General features: G+C 65.4%; 18 protein-coding genes. 6 read left to right on the top strand and 12 right to left on the bottom strand.

The features are described from left to right. The first annotated feature begins 30 nt into the window (after positions 1–30). Positions 31–2,493, top strand: a complete 2,463-nt coding sequence (locus ACFFP0_RS11785) for a DNA translocase FtsK (protein WP_377260620.1) — start codon at positions 31–33, stop codon at positions 2,491–2,493. A 57-nt stretch (positions 2,494–2,550) separates the two neighbouring features. Here ACFFP0_RS11785 and ACFFP0_RS11780 read toward each other — a convergent pair whose 3' ends face one another. The 5 genes from ACFFP0_RS11780 to ACFFP0_RS11760 all read right to left on the bottom strand — a co-directional run bounded on the left by ACFFP0_RS11780 (position 2,551) and on the right by ACFFP0_RS11760 (position 6,749). Next, on the bottom strand, positions 2,551–2,886 hold the full coding sequence (locus tag ACFFP0_RS11780; RefSeq protein ID WP_377260617.1) for a hypothetical protein: 336 nt from the start codon (positions 2,884–2,886) through the stop codon (positions 2,551–2,553). 19 nt (positions 2,887–2,905) lie between these two features. Continuing rightward, the gene (locus ACFFP0_RS11775) at positions 2,906–4,075 is read right to left on the bottom strand and encodes a pyridoxal phosphate-dependent aminotransferase (protein WP_377260614.1); all 1,170 of its coding nucleotides are present in this window, start codon (positions 4,073–4,075) and stop codon (positions 2,906–2,908) included. 73 nt (positions 4,076–4,148) lie between these two features. Beyond that, positions 4,149–4,685, bottom strand: a complete 537-nt coding sequence (smoA, locus tag ACFFP0_RS11770; protein WP_377260612.1) for an NADH-dependent FMN reductase SmoA — start codon at positions 4,683–4,685, stop codon at positions 4,149–4,151. Beyond that, positions 4,682–5,575 (bottom strand): aldo/keto reductase, encoded by an 894-nt coding sequence (locus tag ACFFP0_RS11765; RefSeq protein ID WP_377260609.1) that lies wholly within the window; start codon positions 5,573–5,575, stop codon positions 4,682–4,684. The genes smoA and ACFFP0_RS11765 overlap by 4 nt, the downstream gene beginning before the upstream one ends. Before the next feature lie 16 nt (positions 5,576–5,591). Continuing rightward, positions 5,592–6,749, bottom strand: coding sequence for an LLM class flavin-dependent oxidoreductase (locus ACFFP0_RS11760; protein WP_377260607.1), 1,158 nt, complete (start codon positions 6,747–6,749; stop codon positions 5,592–5,594). A gap of 99 nt (positions 6,750–6,848) precedes the next feature. On the opposite strand from ACFFP0_RS11760, the gene ACFFP0_RS11755 reads away from it, so the two are divergent. Next, entirely contained in the window at positions 6,849–7,553 is a 705-nt protein-coding gene (locus tag ACFFP0_RS11755; RefSeq protein ID WP_377260605.1) for a GntR family transcriptional regulator, read from the top strand. Between the two features lie 18 nt (positions 7,554–7,571). Continuing rightward, positions 7,572–9,587 (top strand): alpha-glucosidase, encoded by a 2,016-nt coding sequence (locus ACFFP0_RS11750; RefSeq protein ID WP_377260707.1) that lies wholly within the window; start codon positions 7,572–7,574, stop codon positions 9,585–9,587. A 6-nt stretch (positions 9,588–9,593) separates the two neighbouring features. Here the strand turns inward: ACFFP0_RS11750 and ACFFP0_RS11745 are convergent, their stop codons facing one another. From ACFFP0_RS11745 to ACFFP0_RS11735, 3 genes are all read right to left on the bottom strand, one after another. After that, complete coding sequence (locus tag ACFFP0_RS11745; protein WP_377260704.1) at positions 9,594–10,214, bottom strand: nucleoside triphosphate hydrolase; 621 nt, start codon at positions 10,212–10,214, stop codon at positions 9,594–9,596. Positions 10,215–10,321: 107 nt separating this feature from the next. After that, positions 10,322–11,317 carry an MDR family oxidoreductase gene (locus ACFFP0_RS11740; protein WP_377260603.1) on the bottom strand — a complete coding sequence of 332 codons (996 nt, stop codon included), beginning with the start codon at positions 11,315–11,317 and terminating at the stop codon, positions 10,322–10,324. A gap of 30 nt (positions 11,318–11,347) precedes the next feature. Next, positions 11,348–12,118 (bottom strand): FadR/GntR family transcriptional regulator, encoded by a 771-nt coding sequence (locus ACFFP0_RS11735; RefSeq protein ID WP_377260601.1) that lies wholly within the window; start codon positions 12,116–12,118, stop codon positions 11,348–11,350. Positions 12,119–12,321: 203 nt separating this feature from the next. Between ACFFP0_RS11735 and ACFFP0_RS11730 the strand changes: the two genes are divergently transcribed. The 3 genes from ACFFP0_RS11730 to ACFFP0_RS11720 are packed head-to-tail and all read left to right on the top strand — an operon-like array spanning position 12,322 to position 18,221. After that, positions 12,322–13,731: an FAD-binding oxidoreductase gene (locus ACFFP0_RS11730; protein ID WP_377260598.1), complete on the top strand. Its 1,410-nt coding sequence runs from the start codon at positions 12,322–12,324 to the stop codon at positions 13,729–13,731. Beyond that, positions 13,732–17,211 (top strand): indolepyruvate ferredoxin oxidoreductase family protein, encoded by a 3,480-nt coding sequence (locus ACFFP0_RS11725; RefSeq protein WP_377260595.1) that lies wholly within the window; start codon positions 13,732–13,734, stop codon positions 17,209–17,211. Between the two features lie 32 nt (positions 17,212–17,243). Beyond that, positions 17,244–18,221 carry a nucleoside hydrolase gene (locus tag ACFFP0_RS11720; protein WP_377260593.1) on the top strand — a complete coding sequence of 326 codons (978 nt, stop codon included), beginning with the start codon at positions 17,244–17,246 and terminating at the stop codon, positions 18,219–18,221. Here the strand turns inward: ACFFP0_RS11720 and ACFFP0_RS11715 are convergent, their stop codons facing one another. From ACFFP0_RS11715 to ACFFP0_RS11700, 4 genes are read right to left on the bottom strand one after another with little or no spacing between them, the layout of a single operon-like run. Further along, positions 18,222–20,339, bottom strand: coding sequence for an acetate--CoA ligase family protein (locus ACFFP0_RS11715; RefSeq protein ID WP_377260591.1), 2,118 nt, complete (start codon positions 20,337–20,339; stop codon positions 18,222–18,224). It abuts the gene before it with no gap. 12 nt (positions 20,340–20,351) lie between these two features. Then, positions 20,352–21,161 carry an enoyl-CoA hydratase/isomerase family protein gene (locus tag ACFFP0_RS11710; protein WP_377260589.1) on the bottom strand — a complete coding sequence of 270 codons (810 nt, stop codon included), beginning with the start codon at positions 21,159–21,161 and terminating at the stop codon, positions 20,352–20,354. 44 nt (positions 21,162–21,205) lie between these two features. Continuing rightward, positions 21,206–22,135 carry a pseudouridine-5'-phosphate glycosidase gene (locus tag ACFFP0_RS11705; RefSeq protein WP_377260587.1) on the bottom strand — a complete coding sequence of 310 codons (930 nt, stop codon included), beginning with the start codon at positions 22,133–22,135 and terminating at the stop codon, positions 21,206–21,208. A 36-nt stretch (positions 22,136–22,171) separates the two neighbouring features. Continuing rightward, on the bottom strand, positions 22,172–23,296 hold the full coding sequence (locus tag ACFFP0_RS11700) for a carbohydrate kinase (protein ID WP_377260585.1): 1,125 nt from the start codon (positions 23,294–23,296) through the stop codon (positions 22,172–22,174). Positions 23,297–23,382 lie beyond the last annotated feature (86 nt).

The following is a 23,382-nucleotide window of genomic DNA, read 5'->3' as shown; positions in this document are numbered from 1 at the left end:
TGTGCCACTCTCGTATTTCGTCTGGTTCTCATGCAATTTTCCCGTCATAATTTCCCCCAGAGTTCCGACCAGGCCAGCGCCGAAGACGATGCAGTCGAGGCGGCGCGGCAGAACATCCGCCAGCAGAGCCTGGCGGAGTTCAATCAGCCCGTCATAGAGCAGGCCCCCTGGCAGGCGGCGTTCCGCCTGTCGCCCAATGTGCGTTTCACCCGCACGCCTGAAAATGTGCTGACGCGCAAGCCGTTGCCTGCCGCTACCTGGACGCCGGCGCCCGACATGGAGCAGGCCGTTCAGGATATCCCCGAGGCCGCTCCCCGTCCGGCGACGGACGCCGGTGATTCGGACGCCTTCTTCATGGCTTCCGCCGATGATTCGGAAGTCATCTTCGAGCCGCCGGCCATACCGCTCGACCAGATCACCGGGCTTCAGCAGCTTGCCGCTTCGATGCGTCAAAACGTGGCGGAAGAACACGGTCTGGTTGCGCCGAAGACGGAACGGCGGCAGGCGCACCACCAGCCGGCGGACCCCGTTGCAGCGACGCAGCGGCACGACATCGCGATTTCCGACCATGCCTTCTGGGACGTCATGCCGTTCGAACTGGAGGCTCCGGCCTTACCCGCGCCGGCGATCGCGCCAGTCCCGCCGGAGGCGCCGCGCGCAGTTGCGCGACCGGCCGGACCGGTCACCGCGCTCTATCGCGAGGTGCCGCGGACGACAGCGTTCAGAACGGTCGTCGTCGCTCCCTCTCCGCGGCCGGAGCCGATCAAGGCGGCCGAGCCGGTCGCGCCCGCGCCCGTGCCGTTCGTCCCGGAACCGGTCGCCGCAAAAGCAACCGTCGCGGCCGAAGAGGTTCTTCCGGTCGTGGCTCCGGTCCTTGCCACACCGGCGCCGGTGCCGCATCCGGAGCCTGCCCGTCCGCGGACCGTGCGGCCCGCCGAGGCGGAATACGAATTTCCGCCGATCTCGCTGCTGCAGGAGCCGCGCGGCGAACGTGGCCAGGCCATGCAGCCGGACGCGCTCCAGCAGAGCGCGGGCCTTCTCGAAAGCATTCTCGAAGATTTCGGCGTGCGCGGCGAGATCATCGACGTGCGCCCGGGTCCGGTCGTGACGCTCTACGAATTCGAGCCCGCGCCGGGGGTCAAGTCCTCGCGGGTGATCGGTCTTTCGGACGATATCGCCCGGTCGATGTCGGCTCTCTCCGCCCGCGTCGCCGTGGTGCCCGGCCGCAATGTCATCGGCATCGAACTGCCGAATGCGACACGCGAGACGGTCTATTTCCGCGAGCTGATCGAGTGCGAGGATTACTGGGAGACGAAGCACCGGCTGGCGCTTTGCCTCGGCAAGACGATCGGCGGCGAACCGGTCATCGCCGAACTCGCCAAGATGCCGCATCTGCTCGTCGCCGGCACGACCGGCTCGGGCAAGTCGGTCGCCATCAACACGATGATCCTGTCGCTCCTCTACCGGCTGCGTCCGGAAGAATGCCGGCTGATCATGATCGATCCGAAGATGCTCGAACTTTCCGTCTATGACGGCATTCCGCATCTTTTGACGCCGGTCGTGACCGATCCGAAAAAGGCCGTGCTGGCGCTGAAATGGGCGGTTCGCGAGATGGAGGACCGTTATCGCAAGATGTCGCGTCTCAGCGTCCGCAATATCGACGGCTACAACCAGCGCGCCGCGCAGGCCCGCGACAAGGGCGAGGTCATCACCGTCAGCGTGCAGTCCGGTTTCGACCGCACCACGGGCGAGATCGTCTACGAGGACCAGGAACTCGACCTGTCGCCCATGCCCTATATCGTGGTGATCGTCGACGAGATGGCCGACCTGATGATGGTCGCCGGCAAGGACATCGAAGGCGCCATCCAGCGGCTCGCCCAGATGGCGCGCGCGGCCGGCATCCATCTCATCATGGCGACCCAGCGGCCGTCGGTCGACGTTATCACCGGTACGATCAAGGCCAATTTCCCGACCCGCATCTCCTTCCAGGTCACGTCGAAGATCGACAGCCGCACCATCCTCGGCGAGCAGGGCGCCGAACACCTGCTCGGCCAGGGCGACATGCTGCACATGGCCGGCGGCGGGCGGATTTCCCGCGTCCACGGTCCGTTCGTCTCGGATGCGGAGGTGGAATCGGTCGTTCGCCATCTCAAGACGCAGGGCCGTCCCGACTATCTCGGCACCGTCACCGAGGACGAGGAGGATGCGGAGGACGAGGATGTTCCGCAGGAAGTCGTCTTCGACAAGAGCGCGATGGGCGGCGACGACACCGACGAGCTCTACGACAAGGCCGTCAAGGTGGTCATGAAGGACCGCAAGTGCTCGACATCCTACATTCAGCGGCGTCTGTCGATCGGCTACAACCGCGCCGCTTCGCTGGTCGAGCGCATGGAGCAGGAAGGACTGGTCGGCCCCGCCAACCACGTCGGCAAGCGCGAGATCATTACCGGAGGCCGTCCGGGCGCTACCGTCCCGGCCGACTACGAAGATTAGGAATCCGCGAGGATCGATGATGTCCGGGCTGCCGTTCTCCGGCGGCCCGGTTCCTTTCTATCGCTGGCGGCAGATGAATGGCAGGAAGCTGCCCGCGGTGCCGAAATTCATCGCTGCGACCGTCAATGCATTGGCGAGCTCGATCTCCCGCGGAGAATGCGGGCAGACATCCGCGCCGCTGGAACAGCCGTCGGCAATGAACTTTTCATTGCCTCGGATGAAATCCTGGCTGACGCCTTCGAGCCCGATAAATCCGGATATCTGATGCCAGGCACGTTCGTAACGCCGGCATTTCTCCCTGGTCCATGCGTCATGTTCCGGGTCGGCATCCTCGGCCCGGATGCAGCCGAAGGAGGCAAGGAGCGTCGCGAGGATCAGAAGGGCTCTCGTCACGATTGGAGAACGCCCATGCTCACCGGCTGCGGATATAGTCGCCGAGCCGGTTTGCCGCATCCTCGATCTGCAACGGATCGCGCAGGAAACAGCCGCGCATGAAACCCTGGCCGCCGGGTCCGAAGGCCGTTCCGGGCGCAAGGCCGACACCGGTCCGGTCGACGATCCTGAAGGCTTCCTCGCGGCTGTCGGCCACGCCGTCGATCTTCAGGAAGGCATAAAGGGCGCCTTCGGGCTTGCGGGTCTCCACCCGGTTGGTGGCGATCAGTGCATCGCAGAGGATGTCGCGGGATTTCCGGGCGCGTTCGATATTGGTGCGGACGAAGTCGTCGCCCTGATCGAGTGCGACGATCGCTCCCTTCTGCATGAATTGCGCGACACCGGAGGTCGAATACTGGATGAGGTTGGTCAGCGTCTGGCCGATCTCGGCGGGCGCCACCATCCAGCCGACACGCCAGCCGGTCATGCACCAGTTCTTCGAGAAGGAATTGGCGAAGATGATCCGGTCCTCGGGTTCCATCACGTCCATGAAGGAGGGGGCACGCGCGCCGTTGAAATAATAGAGGCCGTAGATCTCGTCGGCGATGATCCAGAGCCCGTGTTGGCGGGCGAGTTCGAGGATTGCCTTCAGGTCGTCGTGCGTCGCGGTCCAGCCGGTGGGGTTGGAGGGGGAGTTGATGAAGAGCGCGCTCGTCCTGGGAGTGATCGCGGCCCCCAGGCGTTCGATATCGAGAACCCAGCGGCCATCGGCGAAGCCGAGTTCCACGGCGACCGGCTTGGCTTCCGAGACGCCGATCGCGTTCACCACATTCGGCCAGGCGGGGGAGAGATGGACGATCTCGTCACCGGCCGAGGCCACCGTCTGGACGGCGAGCACGATCGACTGCATGCCCGAACCGGTGACATAGATATTGTCGACCGAAAGACCGGTTCCGTAGTGCCGCCGGTAATAACGGACGATCGCTTCGCGGAGCGCCGGAATGCCCTGCGTCCAGGTATAGAAGGTCTCGCCGGCCAGAAGGGCCTCGCTGGCCGCGCGGGTGATGAAATCCGGCGTCGGAAGGTCGCCTTCGCCGATCCAGAGCGGCAGGAGGTTTTCGCGGCCCCGGGCATAGGTGACGATTTCGCCAATGCCGCTGCGAGGCGCCGCCGCGGCGCGGGCGCTGATCTGCGGTCTGATGATGGTCATGGAAGGCCTGTCGAAGCTGGGTGATCGTCCTGACTTGGCCCAACTGCGGCCGCCGGTCAATATCTTTCGCCGGTTATCGGCCGCCCAAGCTTGCGAAACGGCCGAATACGCCGCGCGAAAAACACAAGGGATTGCCTTCACGATGGGCGGCGCGCAGCACGCGGCCGAGGATCAGCGTATGGTCGCCCGCATCGTGCATGGAGGAGAGCTCGCATTCGAAACGGGCGAGCGTACCGGGGATGACCGGCACACCCTCCATGTTCTCGATCCAGGCAAGTTTCTCGAAGCCGAGCCCGCCGCGCGTGAAGCGGGCGCTGAGGAGATCCTGTTCGGCGCTCAGGACGTGAATGGCGAAATGGCTCGCGGCGGTGAACGCTGCATGTCGCGACGAGCTTTTCGCCGGGGACCAGAGGACGAGGGGCGGGTCGAGCGACACGGACGTGAAACTGTTGACCGTCATGCCGATCGGTCCGTCCGGGGTTCTTGCCGTCACCACCGTCACGCCTGTCGTGAACGTGCCGAGCGCATTGCGATAATGCCTGGCGGTCGAGGCGCCCGGAATGAAGGCATGCTCGTCGAGGCCGTGGATGGCGTCGGCCGATATCGTCATGGCACCGGCTTTCCGAGGGCGGCGGTGTAGAGATCGAACCAGGTCTGGCGGTCGACCGTCACTTTCGCGGCATCGCCGATCTTCCCGATCCGGTCGAGATTGTTGGTGCCCAGAACCGGCAGGATCTTGGCCGGGTGGGCAAGCAGCCATGCGATCGCGACGGCCGTCGCGTCGACGCCCTGTTCCGTGCCGATCCGTTCCAGGATCGCCAGCAGGCTGCGGTTTTCCGGCTTGAAGAGCGAACCGCCGGCCAGCGGCGACCAGGCCATCGGCGCGATCGCGCGTTCCTGCAGGTAGGCGAGGTCGCCGTTGGTGAAGGCATCCGCCACCAGCAGGCTGATCTCGATCTGGTTGGTGACGAGCGGCGATTCCATCGAGGACTGCAGCAGAGAGAAATCGTGGGGCCGGAAGTTCGAGACACCGACGGCGCGCACCTTGCCGGAGGTGACGAGCGCGTCGAGCGCCGGGCCGGTGACGTCCGGGTCCATGAACGGGTCGGGGCGATGGATCAGCAACAGGTCGACATGGTCCGTCGCCATGTCGCGCAGCGAGGCCTCGACCGATGCGTTGATGTGTTCGGCGCTCGTGTCGTAGTGCTTGCCGCGAACGGCGGAATGCCGGCCGGCCGGTGCGACGATGCCGCATTTGGTGACGATCTCGATCCTGTCACGCAGGGAAGGAGAGGCCTTCAGCGCGGCGCCGAAGATTGCCTCGGCCGTGTAGCCTCCATAGATGTCGGCATTGTCCATGGTGGTGATGCCCTGCGCCAGGCAGGCTTCGACCTTGGCCTCGACATGTTTCGGCGAAGTGTCGGCATCGTCGCCGATGCGCCAGAGGCCGTAGACGAGGCGGCTCAGTTCGAGGTCGGGCGAAAGTTGAACGCGGTCCATCAGCGGCGTCTCCCCATCAATAACGTATCCCTGCTCCGAGGGGTGTTGCGGGCGTCCCGGCCGGGACGCGGCCATAGACGTGCGGCAGCGAACAGGTCTTCAACTGCGGCAGCACCTTCTGGCCGAAATGTTCCGCCTCGTCGAGATGGGGATAGCCGGAAAAGATGAAGGCCCGGATGCCCATCTTCCTGTACGCCTCGATTTCGGAGAGGACCTGATCGGTGGAGCCGACGAGGGCCGCGCCGCAGCCGGAGCGCGCCCGGCCGATGCCCGTCCACAGGTGCCGTTCGACATAACCGAACTTGTCGGCGAGTTCGCGGGTGCGCGCCTGATGCGAGACGCCGAGCGAGGTGCTGTCGTGGGCCCGGTCGCGGATCAGCCGGCCGTATTCGTCGTCAAGTCTGGAAACGAGATGTTCGGCATATTCCCGTGCCTCCTGTTCGGTGTCGCGGACGATCATGTGGACGCGCAGGCCATAGTCGAGGGTGCGGCCATGCTTCCCGGCCCGTTCGTTGACCGCCTTCATGCGCTCGGCGATCTGCTCCTTCGGCTCCGGCCACATGAGGTAGACGTCGCATTGCGCGCCGCAGAGTTCCAGTGCATCCGGCGAATAACCGCCGAAATAGAGAAGCGGGCCGCCGTTCTGCTGGTAGGGTTTCGCCGGGCCCGTCGTGATGCCCTTGAAGCCGTAGACCTCTCCCTCGTGATCGATCGTATCGCGCGTCCAGGCCTGGCGCAGGATCTGGACCACCTCGTGGCTGCGGCGGTAACGGAAGGTGCTGTCGGCGACTTCGCCCGGGAAGTCCGAGCTGATGACGTTCAGCGTCAGCCGGCCCTTCAGCATGTGGTCAAGCGTGGCGACGGTGCGGGCGAGCATGATCGGCTGCATCTCCCCGCAGCGGATCGCCGCCAGAAGATTGATCCGGTCGGTGATCTGCGAGCAGGCCGCGACGAAGCTCAGCGTGTCCTGCCCCACCTGGTAGGAAGAGGGGCAGAGAATGTTGCGGAAGCCGAGCGTCTCGGCCCGCTTCACGATGTCGGAGCAATGCCCGAAGCTCGATTTCAGCGCGTCGTCCGGCACGCCGAGATAGGCGTAGTCGTCTGAGCAGAGGGCGGCAAACCACGAGACTTCCGCCGCGTCGAGATCCGCTGACGTGATCGGCACAACGGTCATCAAACTCTCTCCTCCATGGATGACGATTGGCACTTGAATAACATCGGATTTGATGTAGATCAATAATGTATCAATTTTCCTGGGGAGGGGAAAAGGCCCATGGAGCGGCATTCCGGCAGCCTGCCGGTCTATCTGCAGATCACCGAATTGCTTGTGCGGGACATAGCGGCCGGGCGGCTTGCCGATGGCGAGAGGCTTGCGCCGGAGCGCGACATGGCCGCCGGGCTCGGCATTGCGGTCGGCACGCTGCGCAAGGCCCTGGCGGAGCTGCAGAACCGGGGGCTGCTGCGGCGTGTCCAAGGGTCGGGAAACTACATCTGCGCGATCAGCGATCCGCAAAGCGTCTATTCCCTGTTCCGTCTCGAACTCATCCAGGGCGGCGGCCTGCCGACGGCCGAGGTCCTTGAGGTGGCGCGGCTCGACAAGCCGAAAGAGCTTCCGGGCTTCGGCTTTTCCCCGGAAGGGCATCGCATCCGGCGCATCCGGCGGCTGTCGGGGCAGGCGGCGGCGCTGGAAGAGATATGGCTCGACGGTTCCTATGTATCGAAGATCCTGCCGGAGGACCTGTCGGAGTCCCTCTATCTCTACTACCGCACCCGGCTCGGGCTGTGGATCGTCCGGGCGGAAGACAGGATCGGCCTGGACAGCGTGCCCGACTGGGCGCCGCCTGCGTTCGCTCCGAAGCCGGGCGTGCCGATATCGCATGTGTTTCGCATGAGCCAGGCACAGGATGGCACGGTGGCCGAGATTTCCCACACATGGTTCGACCATTCCGTGGCGCGCTACGTGTCGCGGCTGCGGTAGGATGCCCGGATGAGCGAGATGGCCCGGATAAGTGATATGGCGATGAAATTCGAAGCGGCGCCGGACGGTTTTTCCCTTTCGCTGAATGGACGGACCGTTCTCCGGCATCACGCCGGCTCGCCCTGCATGTTCGTCGGGCAGGGGCAGGAGCGGATGGGCATGTACCGCGGCAACTTCGAGATCGAGGACTATATCGTCGAGCGGAGCCCGCTTCGGCATGCGGAGGTTGACGGACACAGGATCGCCCTGTCCGAGGCGGAGGGCAGGGCGCCGCGGCTCGAACTGTCGATCGTGGGAAATGCGCTCCGTTTCCGCTCGCTGGACGCCGGCATCAACCGCTTCTGGCTCCGCATCCCCGCGGACGCGGAGGAGCATGTCTGGGGCGGTGGCGAGCAGATGTCCTATTTCGACATGCGCGGGCGCCGTTTTCCGCTATGGACATCCGAGCCGGGGGTCGGTCGCGACAAGACGAGCGAGATCACCTTCAAATCCGACCTGAAGGACAAGGCGGGCGGCGACTACCACAACACCAACTATCCGCAGCCGACCTACATCTCCTCGCGGCGATATGCGCTGCATGTGGAAACGACCGCCTATTCGGTGTTCGATTTCCGCCGGGATGCATTTCACGAGATCGAGGTCTGGGCGGTGCCGGAGCGGATCGAGTTCCATTCCGCCCCGAGCTTCATCGAGCTCGTCGAGGCGCTGTCGCTGCGTTTCGGCCGGCAGCCGGAATTGCCGGACTGGATCTACAACGGCGCGATCATCGGCCTCAAGGACGGGATCAATTCGTTCGCGCGGCTGGATAGGATGCGGGCCGCAGGCGTACAGGTGTCCGGCCTCTGGTGCGAGGACTGGGTCGGCAGCCGCCAGACCTCCTTCGGCTCGCGCCTCTTCTGGGACTGGCAGGCGAACGACCAGCGCTATCCGGACCTGCGGCAGCGCATCGCGGAACTGCATGATCAGGGCATCCGTTTCCTGGGATACGTCAATCCCTATCTCGCCGTCGACGCCACGCTGTTCCCCGAGGCCGAAGCGGCGGGCTATTTCGCCAGGGACCGCTCGGGCCGCACGGCGATCGTCGATTTCGGCGAATTCGATTGCGGCGTCGTCGATTTCACCAATCCCGAGGCTGCCGAATGGTTCGCCGAGGAGATCATCGGCCGCCGCATGCTGGATTTCGGTCTTTCCGGCTGGATGGCGGATTTCGGCGAATATCTGCCGATCGACGTGGAGCTTTCGAACGGCGTCGACGCCAAGCTGATGCACAATGCCTGGCCGACGCTATGGGCGGAGGTCAACGCGAAGGCGGTGGAAAGCCGCGGCAGGACGGGCGAGGCGCTGTTCTTCATGCGGGCCGGCTTTACCGGTGTCCAGAAGCACTGTCCCCTGCTTTGGGGCGGCGACCAGTCGGTGGATTTCTCCCGTCACGACGGGCTCGTCACCGTCATCTGCGCCGCGCTTTCCTCGGGACTGCTCGGCAATGCCTATCACCACTCCGATATCGGCGGGTATACCAGCCTGTTCGGCAATGTCCGCACGCCGGAACTCTTGATGCGCTGGGCGGAAATGGCTGCCTTCACGTCCGTCATGCGGAGCCATGAGGGCAACCGCCCGCGCGACAATATCCAGATCGACCAGGACCCGGACGTGCTTGCGCATTTCGCGCGGATGACGCGGATCTATGTGCATCTGGCGCCGTATCTCAAGACCTTGTCGAAGGAGGCCGCGGCGCGCGGCCTGCCGGTTCAGCGGCCGCTTTTCCTGCACCATGAGCACGACCCGAAAACCCATGCGATCCAGGATGCCTATCTCTACGGTCCCGAACTGCTCGTCGCACCCGTCTGGCAGGCGGCGCAGGAGGCGCGCACGGTCTATCTGCCGGTGGGGACGAGCTGGGTGCATGTCTGGAGCGGGGAGATATACGACGGCGGCAAGGAGGTGACGGTTGCGTCTCCCGTCGGCAGTCCGCCGGTCTTTTATCGCGCCGATGCGTCCTTCGCGCCGCTGTTCGCCGCGCTCAGGGATGTCTAGATCCGTTCAGAAGATGTCGAGGCGAATGTCGGCCGGCCGCGAGTTGGCGATGATGAAGCGGCCGTTCGGCAGGTCGTTGCCGTCGAGCTTCCACGCGATCTGCGCTTGATCGAGGCCGTAATGGACCCAGCGCGCCTCGAGCCGCTGCCGCAGGGTTTCTTCGTCGGGGCCGACGAAGATCGTCAGGTCGAACATGTCCGCGAGCCTGGACCACGGCGCCCGGTCGACCAGCAGGTAATTGCCCTCCGCGAGCACGATGCGGGTCTCCGGCGAAATCGGCCGGGCCGAGGCGATGGCGATTTCGCGGGACCGGTCGAAGACGGGCACCAGCACCTCCTCGTCCGCCTGCCGTACGGCCCGGAGGATATCGGCGAAACCACGCACGTCGAATGTCTCCGGCGCTCCCTTGCGGGCCAGCAGGCCCCGGGCTTCCAGAATGCCGTTGTCCATATGGAACCCGTCCATCGGCAGGACTTCGGCGGTCTCGCCGCCGGCGGCAAGTGCTGCGCGCAGGGCATCCGCGAGCGTCGACTTGCCGGCTCCCGGCGGGCCGGCGATGGCCACGACGAAACGGCGCCTGTCCCGGGCGCGGGCGACGACGGTTTCCGCGATATCGGTGAGTTTCATCGTGCCGGGGCCTTGCGATTGCGTGTCATGCCCCATGCTTTTATCGCCAATCCGGCGACGCTGCCAGCGGTGGTTCGCGCCGGTCCGTTCCGCCCCGGCGGCGAACGTCATTTTGCCACGTCGATCACCACCCGACCGCGGATCTTGCCGGCGACGATGTCCTCGGCCAGTTGCGGCAGGTTGGTCATGGGTTCCACGGTCGTTATCCGGTCGAGCCTGCTTCTGTCGAGGTCGCGGGCAAGTCGCGCCCAGGCGGAAAGCCGCTGCTCGCGCGATCCCATGACCGAGTCGACGCCGATCAGCGTGACGGCGCGCAGGATATGCGGCAATACGGTGCCGGGAAGATCGGCGCCGCCGGCGAGGCCGCAGGCGGCCATCGCACCGCCGCGGACGGTCTGGGCCAGAGCGTTGACGAGCGTGGTGGAGCCAACGCTGTCGACGCCGCCCGTCCAGCGCTCCTTCTGCAGCGGCCCGCCTTTTTCGGCGAGTGCTGCGCGATCGATGAAATTCGTGGCGCCGAGCGAGGCGAGATAATCGTGCGTTTCCGGCCGGCCGGTCGAGGCGGTGACATTGTAGCCGCGCGCGGCGAGCAGGGCGATTGCGACCGAGCCGACGCCGCCGGCGGCGCCCGTCACCAGGACCTCGCCTTCGCCGGGCCTGATCGAACCCCATTTTTCGAGCGCGTCGACGCAGAGCGCCGACGTGTAGCCCGCCGTGCCGATCGCCATTGCCTGTTCCATGGAGAAGGCGTCGGGAAGCGGGATCAGCCATTCGGCCCTGACGCGCTGGTAGCGGCCGTATGCGCCCCATTCGGTCTCGGAAAGACCCCAGCCGTTCAGCACCACCTTGTCGCCCGCTTTCCATTCGGGAGAGCGGGATTCGACCACGGTGCCGGAAAGGTCGATGCCGCCGATCATCGGCATGCGGCGGGCGATCCTGCCCTTGCCGGTGATGGCGAGCCCGTCCTTGTAGTTCAGCGTCGAATAGGCGATCTCGACCAGCACGTCGTTGTCGGGCAGGTCGGCCACCGGGATGTCCCTGAACGCGCCCTTCGGCTTGCCGTCGACGGCGTCGATCACCATCGCTCTGAAGGTCTCGGCCATAACAAATCTCCCGATATCTGATTGATGAAACTAGGCGGAGGCCTGGGCGGCATCGCGTTCGGCGCGTGCCTTGATCACGGCGGCGTAACTTTCGCGCACATAGGCGAGCAGGCGGGCGAGTGCGTCGGCCGCTTTCGCGGCTTCGCGATCGCGCACGGCATCGAGGATTTCTTGGTGCAGCGAGGCGACATGCCGGCGCTCGCGCACACGGAAGACGATCATGTTGGTGATCGGGATGAAGGCCTCGATAACGGTGTACATCATCAGCTTCAGGGGGCCGTTTCCGGTCGATTCCACCAGCGCGCGGTGGAAACGCACATCGGAGGCGCAGAAATCCTCGTCGCTGATCGCCGCGTCCTGCTGGACCGCGATCTCGGCCTCCATCGCCGCAAGATCGGCCTCGCTGCGGTTTTCGGCAGAAAGCCGGCAGCAGACCGTTTCCGTCTCCAGCCGGGCGGTGATGATCTCCTCGATGTCGAAGGCGCCGACGCCGACGAGCAGGGTCGCAGCACCGGTAATCGCCTTGGACAGGCCTTCCGGGTCCGGGCGCTTGACGAAATTGCCGCCGGTCGGACCGCGCTTGGAGTGAATGAGGTTCTGGGCGGCGAGCCGCTTCAAGGCCTCGCGGACGGTCGGGCGGGAAATGCCGAAGCTCTTCGCCAGATCTTCTTCAGTCGGCAGGCGTTCGTCCACCTTCAGGCGACCGTCCAGGATCGCCGAGCGGATATTGTCGGCCACCTGCCTGGCAATGCCCGTGCGCACAACCTCGTCATATTTGAGGATCACGTTGGCCTTCCCCACGTTCTGGCTATATCTCCTGCGCCTAGTGATGCCACGGCGCAGCCGAAAAGGCTACTGCTTTTTAAATATAGGTTTGACAAATAGCGGAATGGGAATAACTTCGCCTGCAAAGCCGACAAGGCAAGGGGAATTGGACATGGACGAAAGTGCGTTCGGTGGATGCCGGGCCATGGTTGCGACGGAGACTTTCCGGGGAGGGCCGATTGTCTGAGCGCGCAGGCCGTCTCCTGTCCCGTCTCGAAGGAAGGCTGGACGCAGCCGGCATGCTTGTCGGCGACGCCGTTTCGGACGGGTATGCGGCCGATGCGACGGCGCGCGGTCATCGCCCTGTCGCCGTGCTTCGCCCGCGCGGCACGCAGGACGTTTCAGCCATCCTTTCCGCGGCCAACGAAATCGGCCAGCCGCTCGTCGTGCAGGGCGGCCGCACCGGGCTTTCCGGTGCGTCGCGTCCCCTGGCCGGCGAGGTTTCGCTCTCCCTCGAACGCATGAGCGGCGTGGAATCGATCGACGTCGCCGCCCAGACGATGATCGTCGCGGCCGGCACGCCGCTGCAGGTGGTGCAGCAGGCCGCCGAGGACGCCGGCCTGTTCTTCGGCGTCGATATCGGCGCGCGCGGGACGGCGACGGTCGGGGGCAATATCGGCACCAATGCCGGGGGCATCCGCGTGTTGCGGTACGGCATGTACCGGGCGCAGGTCATGGGGCTCGAGGCGGTTCTGGCCGACGGTACGGTGCTTTCCTCGCTGAAGGGGCTGCCGAAGGACAATTCCGGCTATGACCTCAACCCGCTCTTCATCGGAACGGAAGGCACGCTCGGCGTCATCACCCGGGCCTGCCTGAAACTGCATCCGAAGCCGAAGAGCGAACGCAACGCCTTCATTGCCCTGCCGTCCCTGAAGGCGGCGCAGGAACTGCTGGCGAGGCTGCGCATCGGGCTTTCCGGCCTGCTGTCGGCTTTCGAAGCGATTTTCCCGAATGTCTACGAAGGGACTGTTGCCCATATGGGCATCCGTCCGCCGGTCGAGGTCGGCGCCGGCATGTACGCGATGGTGGAAATCCAGGGCCAGTCGCCGGATCAGGACAACGAGCGTTTCGAAGCTGCGCTTGCCGAGGCGCTGGAAGAGGGGCTTGCCACGGACGTCGTGCTTTCCAGTTCGCTGCGCGAGTTCAGCGGGCTCTGGGCGATCCGCGACGGCATCAACGAGTTCCTCTTCGCGCGCGGGGAATCCGTGGGCTTCGACATTTCCGTGCCGCTCTCCCGCATGCAGGAATTTCTCGACATGGCGGCCCATGCCATCTCGGAGATCGATCCGGATGCGGTTTCCTTCATTTTCGGCCATCTCGGAGACGGCAACCTGCACTATTGCATGGTGACCGAGCGGGAAAAGGAGATCGGCGAAGCCGTATTCTCCGCCATCGCCGCGGTTGGCGGCGGGGTATCGGCCGAACATGGCATCGGCACCGACAAGCGGCGTTATCTGAAATATGCGCGCAGCGAGGCCGAGATCGTCACGATGCGGCGGCTGAAGGCGGCTTTCGATCCGAACTACATCCTCAATCGCGGCCGGGTCTTCGAGGCGCCGGTTTCGGTCGGACAGGTGGAGCGGGCCTAGATGTCGATCCATGCCGCGCCGGATACGCCCTCTTCGGATCGCAAGGTCAGCCTCGACGATCGCTACACGCTGGAAAAGGGCCGCATCCTGGTATCGGGCACGCAGGCGCTGATTCGCCTGCCGATGATCCAGCGCCAGCGCGACCTTGCGCGGGGGCTGAACACCGCCGGTTACGTCTCGGGCTATCGCGGCTCGCCGCTCGCAAGCTTCGACCGCGAGATGGGCAAGGCGAGGAAATATCTCGATGCCGAGCATATAAAATTCCAGCCGGGCCTCAACGAGGACATGGCGGCAACCGCCGTCTGGGGCACGCAGCAGACCGGCATGTTCGAGGGCGCACGATACGACGGCGTGTTCGCCATGTGGTACGGCAAGGGGCCGGGGGTCGACCGCAGCATGGATGTCATCCGCCACGCCAATGCGGTGGGCACGAACCCCAATGGCGGCGTGCTGCTGTTCGTCGGCGACGATCATGGCGCGGTCTCTTCGACGCTGCCGCACCAGAGCGAGCATAACCTGATCTCCGCCATGGTGCCGCTGCTCTCGCCCGCCGGCGTCGGCGAATATATCGAATACGGCCTTTTCGGGATTGCCATGAGCCGCTATTCCGGCGCCTGGATCGGCTTCAAGTGCCAGACCGAGATCGTCGAATGCTCCGCGACGGTCGATCTCGATCCGGACAGGCCGCAGATCGTTATCCCCGACGAAACCTTCGCGCCGGACGGTCTTTCTCTGCGCTGGCCGGACGGGCCGCATGCGATGGAACTTCGGCTGGAGCGAAAGATGCTGGCGGCGCAGGCTTTCGCGCGTGCCAACCGGATCGACCGCACCGTCTGGGGCGGGTCGGGAAAGGCAAGGCTCGGCATCGTGTCGACCGGCAAGTCCTGGCTCGACCTGATGGGCGCGCTGGCGCTGCTCGGCATCGACGCGGCCCGCGCCGCAGAACTCGGCATCCGGCTCTACAAGGTCGGCATGGTCTGGCCGCTGGAGCCGCAGGGCATTGCGGAATTCGCCGCCGGTCTCGACGAGTTGCTGGTGGTCGAGGAAAAACGCTCCATCCTCGAAGACCAGATCAAGGCGCAGCTCTTCAACCTGCCCGGCCGCGAGCGGCCGCGCGTATTCGGCAAGATGGGAGAGAGCGGCACTTCGCTTCTCCAGTCGATCGGCGAGATCACCACTCTGTCGGTCGCAGGGGCCATCCTCTCCCGGCTTGGGCCGCTCGACGGGGACTTGCAGGCCAGGGCACGGTTCGTGGACGAGATGACCGCCGCGCTCGGCGTCGAGGCGACGGCGCTCCGCCGGGAGGCCTATTTCTGTTCCGGCTGTCCGCACAGCGTCTCGACCCGCCTGCCGGCGGGAAGCCGGGCCTCGACCGGCATCGGCTGCCACATGATGATCATCGGCAACGAGGACCGCAACACCTCGACCTTCACCCAGATGGGCGGCGAGGGCGGCTCGTGGATCGGCCTGTCGCAGTTCACCGACGAGAAGCATATCTTCGTCAACATGGGTGACGGCACCTATTTCCATTCCGGCGTGCTGGCAATCCGCGCCGCCATCGCCGCGAAGGTCAACGCCACCTACAAGATCCTCTACAACGACGCGGTCGCCATGACCGGCGGCCAGAAGCATGACGGCGAGGTCACCGTGCCCGGCCTCGTCGGGCAGACGCTGGCCGAGGGCGCAAGCCGCGTCGCCGTGGTCGCCGAACGGCCGGAGGTCTGGCAGGGCAACCTGCCGCGCGAGGTCTCCGTCCATCACCGCGACGAACTGGACGCCGTGCAGCGGGAGCTTCGCGACATCCCCGGCGTGACCGTGCTGATCTACGACCAGGTCTGCGCCGCCGAAAAGCGCCGCCGCCGCAAGCGGGGCGCCTATCCGGTCCCGGACAAGCGGGCCTTCATCAACGAACTGGTCTGCGAGGGCTGCGGCGACTGTTCCGCCGTCTCCAACTGCATCTCCATCGAACCGCAGGAGACGGAGTTCGGGCGCAAGCGGCGTATCAACCAGTCGAGCTGCAATACGGACCTTTCCTGCATCAAGGGCTTCTGTCCGAGCTTCGTCACCGTCGAGGGCGGCAGCATCCGCAAGCCGGCCGCTAAGTCGAAATCGGCGAAGACCGATGATCTGCCGCTGCCCGCCTTCACCACCGGCTTTGCGAAACCCTACAGCATGCTGCTCGCCGGCATTGGCGGCACGGGCGTCATCACGGTCAGCGCGATCCTTGCTCAGGCGGCGCTTCTCGACGGTTTGGCGCTGGTGACGCTCGACCAGACCGGTCTTGCCCAGAAGAACGGCTCGGTCGTCTCGCATATCCGGCTGGCGAGGGACCCGGCCCAGATCCACGCGGCGCGCGTCGGCCCCGGCGAAAGCGATCTCGTGCTTGGCTTCGATATCGTCGTGGCGGCGCAGAAGAATTCGCTCGCCTCGTTTGCCAGGAACAAGACGCGGGCGGTGATCGACGATCATTTTGCGCCGACAGCCTCCTTCGTGAAGGACACGACGATCGATTTCCGGCAGGAGGCGACGTTGAAATCGCTCCGCCGCGCCGCCGGTGACGAGGCGGTCGATACGGTGCCGGCCACCGATCTTGCTACGGCGCTGATGGGCGATGCGATCGCCGCCAACATGTTCCTGCTCGGTTACGCCTGGCAACGGGGCCTCGTGCCGATCAACCTTGCGGCGATCGACAGGGCGATCGAGCTCAACGACACCGGCATTGCCATGAACCGCGCCGCCTTCGGCTGGGGCCGGCGCGCGGCGGTGGATGTCGAGGCGGTTGCCCGCGAGGCCGGTCTGGCGAAATCCGGACCGAAGGCCGAGACGCTCGAGGAGATCGTCGCAAGGCGCGCCGCTTTCCTCACCGCCTACCAGAATGCCGCCTATGCCGGACGTTATACGGATCTGGTCGGGATCGCGAAAGGCGCCGAGGCGCGGCTGCGCGGCATGAGCGGCTTTGCCGAGGCGGTGGCGAAGAATGCCTTCAGGCTGATGGCCTACAAGGACGAATACGAAGTGGCGCGGCTGCACCGCGACCGCAGCTTCGAAAGCAGGCTTGCCGAGCAGTTCGAGGGCGATTTCAAGGTGAAGCACCATCTCGCGCCGCCGCTCTTCTCCCGCAGGATCGATGCGCGCACCGGCCATCCGGCCAAGATCGCCTTCGGGGGCTGGATCAGGCCCGCCTTTGCGGTGCTGGAAAAGCTGAAATTCCTGCGCGGCACAGCTTTCGATCCCTTCGGCCGCACCGCCGAGCGGCGCATGGAGCGCCGGCTGATCGAGGATTATTCCGCGCTGGTGGCGGAACTCGCATCCGGGCTCGACGCCGGCAATCATGCGCTCGCCGTCGAAATCGGCGGCCTGCCCGACATGGTCCGCGGCTTCGGTCCCGTCAAGCTCGCCTCCGTCGGGCGGTTCGAAAAGCGCAAGTCCGATCTCGTCGCGAAATGGCGGGCGAAGGAGCCGCTCACCCATGTCGCCTAACCGTTTTCCCAGTTTCCGAGAGTGATCCCCAGATGGCAGAAAAGATCATCATCGACACCGATCCCGGCCAGGATGACGCGCTGGCCATTCTGCTTGCTCTGGGAAGCCCGGAAATCGAGGTCCTGGGCATCGTCGCGGCGGCGGGCAATGTGCCGCTGTCGCTGACCAACGTGAACATCCGCAAGATCTGCGAGCTTGCCGGGCGGCCCGATGTCAAGGTCTTTGCCGGCTGCAGCCAGCCGCTGACCGGGCCGCTCGTCACGGCCGAGCATGTGCATGGCGCGACCGGTCTCGACGGCGCCGATCTTCCCGATCCGGTCATGCCCCTGCAGGAACGGCACGGCGTTGATTTCATCGTCGAGACGCTGATGAGCGAGCCGGCCGGCACGGTGACCGTCTGCACGCTCGGGCCGCTCACCAACCTGGGAAAGGCGCTGACGAAAGCGCCGGAGATAGCCGGCCGCATCAAACAGGTCGTGCTGATGGGCGGCGGCTGCTTCGAAGGCGGCAACATCACGCCGGCGGCCGAGTTCAACATCTATGTCGATCCGCAGGCGGCGGCGGTGGTGTTCGGTTCCGGCGCACCGATCGTCATGATGCCGCTGGACGTCACCCACAGGACGCTGACGACGCGCGCCCGCGTGGAGGCGATCCGGGCGATCGGCGGGCATTTCGCCGAGGTGCTGGTCGGCTGGCTCGATTATTTCGAACGGTTCGACGTGGCGAAATACGGCAGCGAAGGCGGGCCGCTGCACGACCCCAACGTCATCGCCTACCTGCTGAAGCCGGAGCTTTACTCCGGCCGTCTCTGCAATGTGGAGATCGAGACGGAATCCGAACTGACCAAGGGGATGACGGTGGTCGACTGGTGGGGTGTCTCCGGCCGGCCGAAGAACGCCATGTTCATGCGCGACGTCGATGCCGACGGTTTCTATGCGCTGCTGACGGAGCGGCTGTCGTGGCTCGCCCATGCCGAGACCGAGCGGCAGCCGAAGCTTCGGCTCGTCTGATCAGTTCCTTTTCCGCGGGATGACGAGCGCATCGAGGATGCGCACGCCCCGGCCTTCCGGCAGCACCGCGACCGGGTTGAGGTCCACCGCTTCGATATCGTCGCCATGGCGTGCGGCGAAATCGGAGAGTTTGACGAGCAGTTCCGCCAGCGCCTTGCGGTCGGCCCTCGGCCCGCCGCGATAGCCTTCCAGCAGGGAGGCGAGCTTCGTTTCGCCGATCAGCGTTTCCGCACGGGCGAGGTCGATCGGCAGAAGGTCGAAAGCGCTGTCCCTGACCAGTTCCACCAGCACGCCGCCGATGCCGACGACGAGACCCAGGCCGAAGGGCTCGTGGCGTACGATCCCGACCAGGGCCTCGACGCCGCCCGTCACCATTTCCTGCACCGAGACGCCGCGAAGGTCCGCATCCGGCGCGTAGGCGCGGGCGCTCGCCATGATGGCGTCGAAGGCAGCGTGCGCTTCCGCCTCCGAGGCGATGCCGAGCTTCACGCCGCCTGCCTCGGTCTTGTGGAGGATATCCGGCGACTCGATCTTCATCACGACCGGAAAGCCCAGCGTTCCTGCTGCTTCCGCGGCGGCATCGGCACTGGTGGCGAGCTGTTCCTGTGGGACAGGCAGGCCCTCGGAGGCGAGCAGCGCCTTGGCTTCGCGCTCGGTCGGCGCTCCGGGCGGCAGGGTGCTTTTATCGCCGTTCGGCGCGCCCGGCCAGGAGACGTTGCGGTTCTGCAAGAGGATGCTGTTGACTGCTGTCAACACGCTTTGCGTGCCTCGCAGCACGGGCACGTTCGCAAGCCTGGCTTCGACGGCGGGGTGGTGGCCGGAGGAGAGGTTGCTCATGAAGACGACCGGCGCGCTGCCGGTTTCGGCATAGGCGGAGACGGCGTCGGCTATGCCGAGATATTCGGCGGCGCAGAAGTCGTCCAGGCCGGCCGGTGCGTCCTGCGCGGCGACGATCAGCCCGACCGAGGGGTCGCCGGCCAAGGCATGCAGCACGTCGCGGTAGATGTCGCCGTTGGCGAAGACCGCGCCGGTCGTGTCGAGCGGATTTTGCGGCGTCGCGAAAGGCGGCAGCAGGGTTTCGATCTTCGCGACGGTCTCCGGTTGCAGGTCGGGCAGCGACAGGCCTGCCTCGTCGGCGATGTCGGAGACATGCGCCACGCCGCCGCCGGAAACGCCGACGATCGCCACGCCCGGCTTCGCAGGGCGTCGTTTGAGGTTCAGGCAGAGCGCTGTCGTCTCGATGAAACCGTCCATGTCCGGCACTTCGATGATGCCGACGCGCCTGAAGAAGGCGCGATAGGCCTCGTTGCTGCCGGCGAGCGAGCCGGTATGGGCGGCGGTCGCCTGTGCGCCACGCGCCGAGCGGCCGGCACGCAACGCGATGACCGGCTTGTCCGCTGCGTGCATGTTTTCCATCGCGGCGGCGAGTTTTTCCGGTTCGCGGATCGCCTCGATGACGATACCGACGGCGTTCGTGAGTTCATCCGTGGCCAGGAATTCCAGATAGTCGGGAATGTCGGTCGCGGCGCTGTTGCCGGAGGAGACGATATGGCTCAGCCCGAACCGGCCGGTATTGCCGAGCGTGATCGCGCTCGCGCCGGAATGGGAAAGGATCGCGAAGCGGCCTTTCTGGAGATTGGTCGAGAGGCTGGAGGAATAGAGCGCCGCGCCCGTGCCGAGATTGAAGAGGCCGAGGCAATTGGGTCCGCAGATCGCCATGCCGTAGCGATCGGCGACCTCGATCAACCGGCGTTGCCGTTGGCGTCCCGCCTCGTCCAGTTCGGCGAAGCCGGAGGCCAGCACGACGGCGGCCTTGACGCCTGTCTGGCCGGCTTCCTCCAGCGCGGCGATCACCTTGTCGGCGGCGATGCCGATCACGGCGACGTCGGGCGTATTGTCGAGAGCCGTGAGGGAAGGGGCGGCCTTGTAGCCGAAGACCGTTTCCGCCTTCGGGTGCACCGGGATGATCTTGCCCTGATAGCCGAAGCGCATCAGGTTCTTCATCACATAGCTGGAGGAGGCGTCGGCGCGCTCGGTGGCGCCGACGACCGCGACGGAGCGCGGCGCCATCAAGGCCCGCATCGCATCACTCTTGTTCGTGGGCGTGTTCGCGGGCATTGGCGGGCCTTCTCAGTCGAGGCCCTTGAAGGGGTTGTCGCGGAAGGCGAGGTATTCCTTCAGCGACATCTTTGCAAGGTTCGCCATCCATTCGCGGCCCTGCCTGGTGACGTGAAGCGCCGCGATCGCCTCGATATTGTACTGGAAGGAAGGCAGCAGGCCGGCAACCATCTGCTGGTTGTTGATCGAGGCCTTGGTGTATTTCAGCGCCGGCACCGGCATGCGCGCCAGCTTGCGGGCGAGGTTCTCGGTCTTTTCCTTCAACTGGTCGGCCGGCACGACCTTGTTGACGAGGTGCATGCGCAGCGCCTCTTCGGCATCCACCATGTCGCCGGTGAACATCAGCCAGCGAACGTCGCGGGTGGCGAGCAGCCAGGGCATCATCAGCGCCGGCGGGCCGGAATTGTGGCGCACTTCCGGCTCGCCGAACCTGGCGGTGTCGGCGGCGATGGCGAGGTCGCAGCACATCATCAGTTCGAGAGCGCCGGCGAGCGCGTAACCATTGACCGAGGCGATGACCGGGATCGGGGCGCGCCAGATGTTGAGCAGCGCCTCGGCGTTCTCGGTCATGTCCTCGCGCCAGAAGTCGATGTCCACGTCGAAGTCGCCGCCCTGCAGGTCGTAGCCGGAGGAGAAGGCGCGGCCGGCGCCGGTGATGACCAGGGCGTTGACGTCCGGGTCGTCGACGGCGCTCTTCAGCGCCGCGTCGATCTCGCGGATCACCGTCTTGTTCATCGCGTTCATCTTGTCGGGGCGATTGATGGTGATCGTCGCGAACTTGTCGGTGGCATCCTTCTCGTAAAGGATCGTTTCGTAGCTCATGGCTGTTCCCTTTATTATTGAACGACTTGCCGCGCCGGCCGGATTTACCGGCCGGACTTCTTCAGTGCCGCGTAGGCGACGGCCATCCTTGCGGCCAGCCGGGCGTTGTTCTTCACCAGCTCGATATTGGCCTTGAGGCTCTCGCCCCTGGAAAGCTCGTTGATGCGGGCGAGCAGGAAGGGCGTCAGCTCCTTGCGGCCGATGCCCTTTTCGTCCGCCTCGCGCACGGCGTCGGCAATCGTGCCGTCGATGAATTCCGGCGTCAGCGCGGCGGCTTCCGGGATCGGGTTGGCGATCATCAGGCCGGTGCCGGTGCCGAGCTTGTGGTGCAGGAACATCGCTTCGGCGATCTCTTCCGGCGTGTCCAGCCTATGGTCGGCCTTGTAGCCGCTTTTGCGGGTAAAGAAGGCCGGGAAATCCTCCGTGCCGTAGGCGATCACCGGCACGCGCTGGGTCTCCAGATATTCGAGCGTCTTGGCGATATCGAGGATCGACTTCACGCCGGCGCAGACGACGGCGGTCTTGGTGCGGCCGAGCTCGGTCAGGTCGGCGGAGATGTCGAAGGTCTGTTCGGCGCCGCGATGCACGCCGCCGACGCCGCCGGTCGCGAAAATGTCGATGCCGGCGAGATCGGCGAGCAGCATGGTGGCCGAAACGGTGGTGCCGGCCGACTGCTTCTTGACCATGGCGACGGCGAGGTCGCGGCCGGACGCCTTCACGACGCGCTTGGCCTGCGCCAGTTCGTCGAGTTCCCTGTGCACGAGGCCGACGCGCAGTTCGCCGTCGATCACCGCAATCGTCGCCGGCACCGCGCCATTCTCGCGGATCACCGCCTCGACGCCGAGCGCGGTTTCGAGATTGGCCGGATAGGGCATGCCGTGGGTGATGATGGTCGATTCCAGCGCCACGACCGGGCCGCCGGCGGCGATCGTTTCAGCGACTTCACGGCTCAGCTTCGGTTTCAGAAGGGTCATCGGGTATTCCTCGAATGGTGTTTTCGACCGGCCGGCTTATCCAGCAAGACGGTGCATGTTGGCTTCCAGGAAGCGTTCGGACAATTCGGTGTGGACGCTTGCCGCGCTTTCGGTGGTCAGCGTGCCGAGCAGCGCGCCGGTGCGCGCCGCCGCATAGATGTCTTCCCCGTGCAGGATGCGGTGGAGCGTGCCGGCGATCATGGCGTCGCCCGCGCCGGTGATGTCGACCGGCCTTGCCTGCACGGCCGGGAAGGTGCGGGCGCCGTCGGTGCCCGCCACCGCGATGCCGCGCGCGCCCATGGTGACGACCGCCTCGCGGGCGCCCGCGGCCTGAAGGGCCAGGGCTGCTTCCCGGGCTTCCTCGATCGTCGCGGGCTTGTCGGCTTCCGGCGCCTTGCGGTGCAGGACGGCGTTCGCCTCGTCGATGTTCATGAACAGGAGATCGATGCCGGAGAGATTCCTGGGCAAACGGGCCGCCTTGGGGGTCGAGACGGCGTCTATCGCCAGCCTGAAACGCGCGCCCTGGCGTTTCGCGATCAGCGCAGCCAGCGTCTCGGCCGGCACGTTGGTGTCGCAAAAGACCCAGCTCGCGGCGGCGAGATGCGGCCAGATGCGCTCGAAATGGGTCGGCAGAAGCAGGTCGAAAATGCCCATGTCGGCAATGCCGAGGACGAGGTCGCCTCTGGTGTCGAGGATCGCCGCATATTCGGCCGTCGGGCGCTCGGTCGTGGTGACGACCTGGCTGATGTCGATGCCGCGGTCGCGCATGTATTTGAGCAGCGCATGCCCGCCCTCGTCATCGCCGACGATCGAGACGAAGCTGGTCGTCGTGCCGAGAAGCGCGAGGTTTTCCGCCACGTTGCGGGCGACCCCGCCCATGGAGCGGATGCCGTCGACCGGGTTGGAGGTTTCGAAAACGAGGTCCGCCTTGGCGCGATACTTGCGGTCGAGCACCGCGCCGCCGATGCAGACCGCACGCGTCTGCGCCGGCATCACATAACCGCGGCCGAGGATATAGCCCTTCTGCATGAGCTGTACGATATGCGCGGCGACCGTGGAGCGCGCCAGCCCGAGCTGGGTGGCGATCTCCTGCTGCCCGGCGAACGGGTTGTCCCTGATGATCGCCAGAACGGCCGCTTCCTGCGGAGCGAGATCATCCATCTCGAACATCATCCTTGCGGCGAATGCCGTCCTAAAACTTCGTTATTTTTGATATGGACAACAACAGATGTTTTTGTCAACATCTG

This window comes from Neorhizobium puerariae (genome assembly GCF_042429745.1).
GTDB lineage: Bacteria > Pseudomonadota > Alphaproteobacteria > Rhizobiales > Rhizobiaceae > Neorhizobium > Neorhizobium puerariae.
This window is presented reverse-complemented; position numbering and strand designations above follow the sequence as displayed.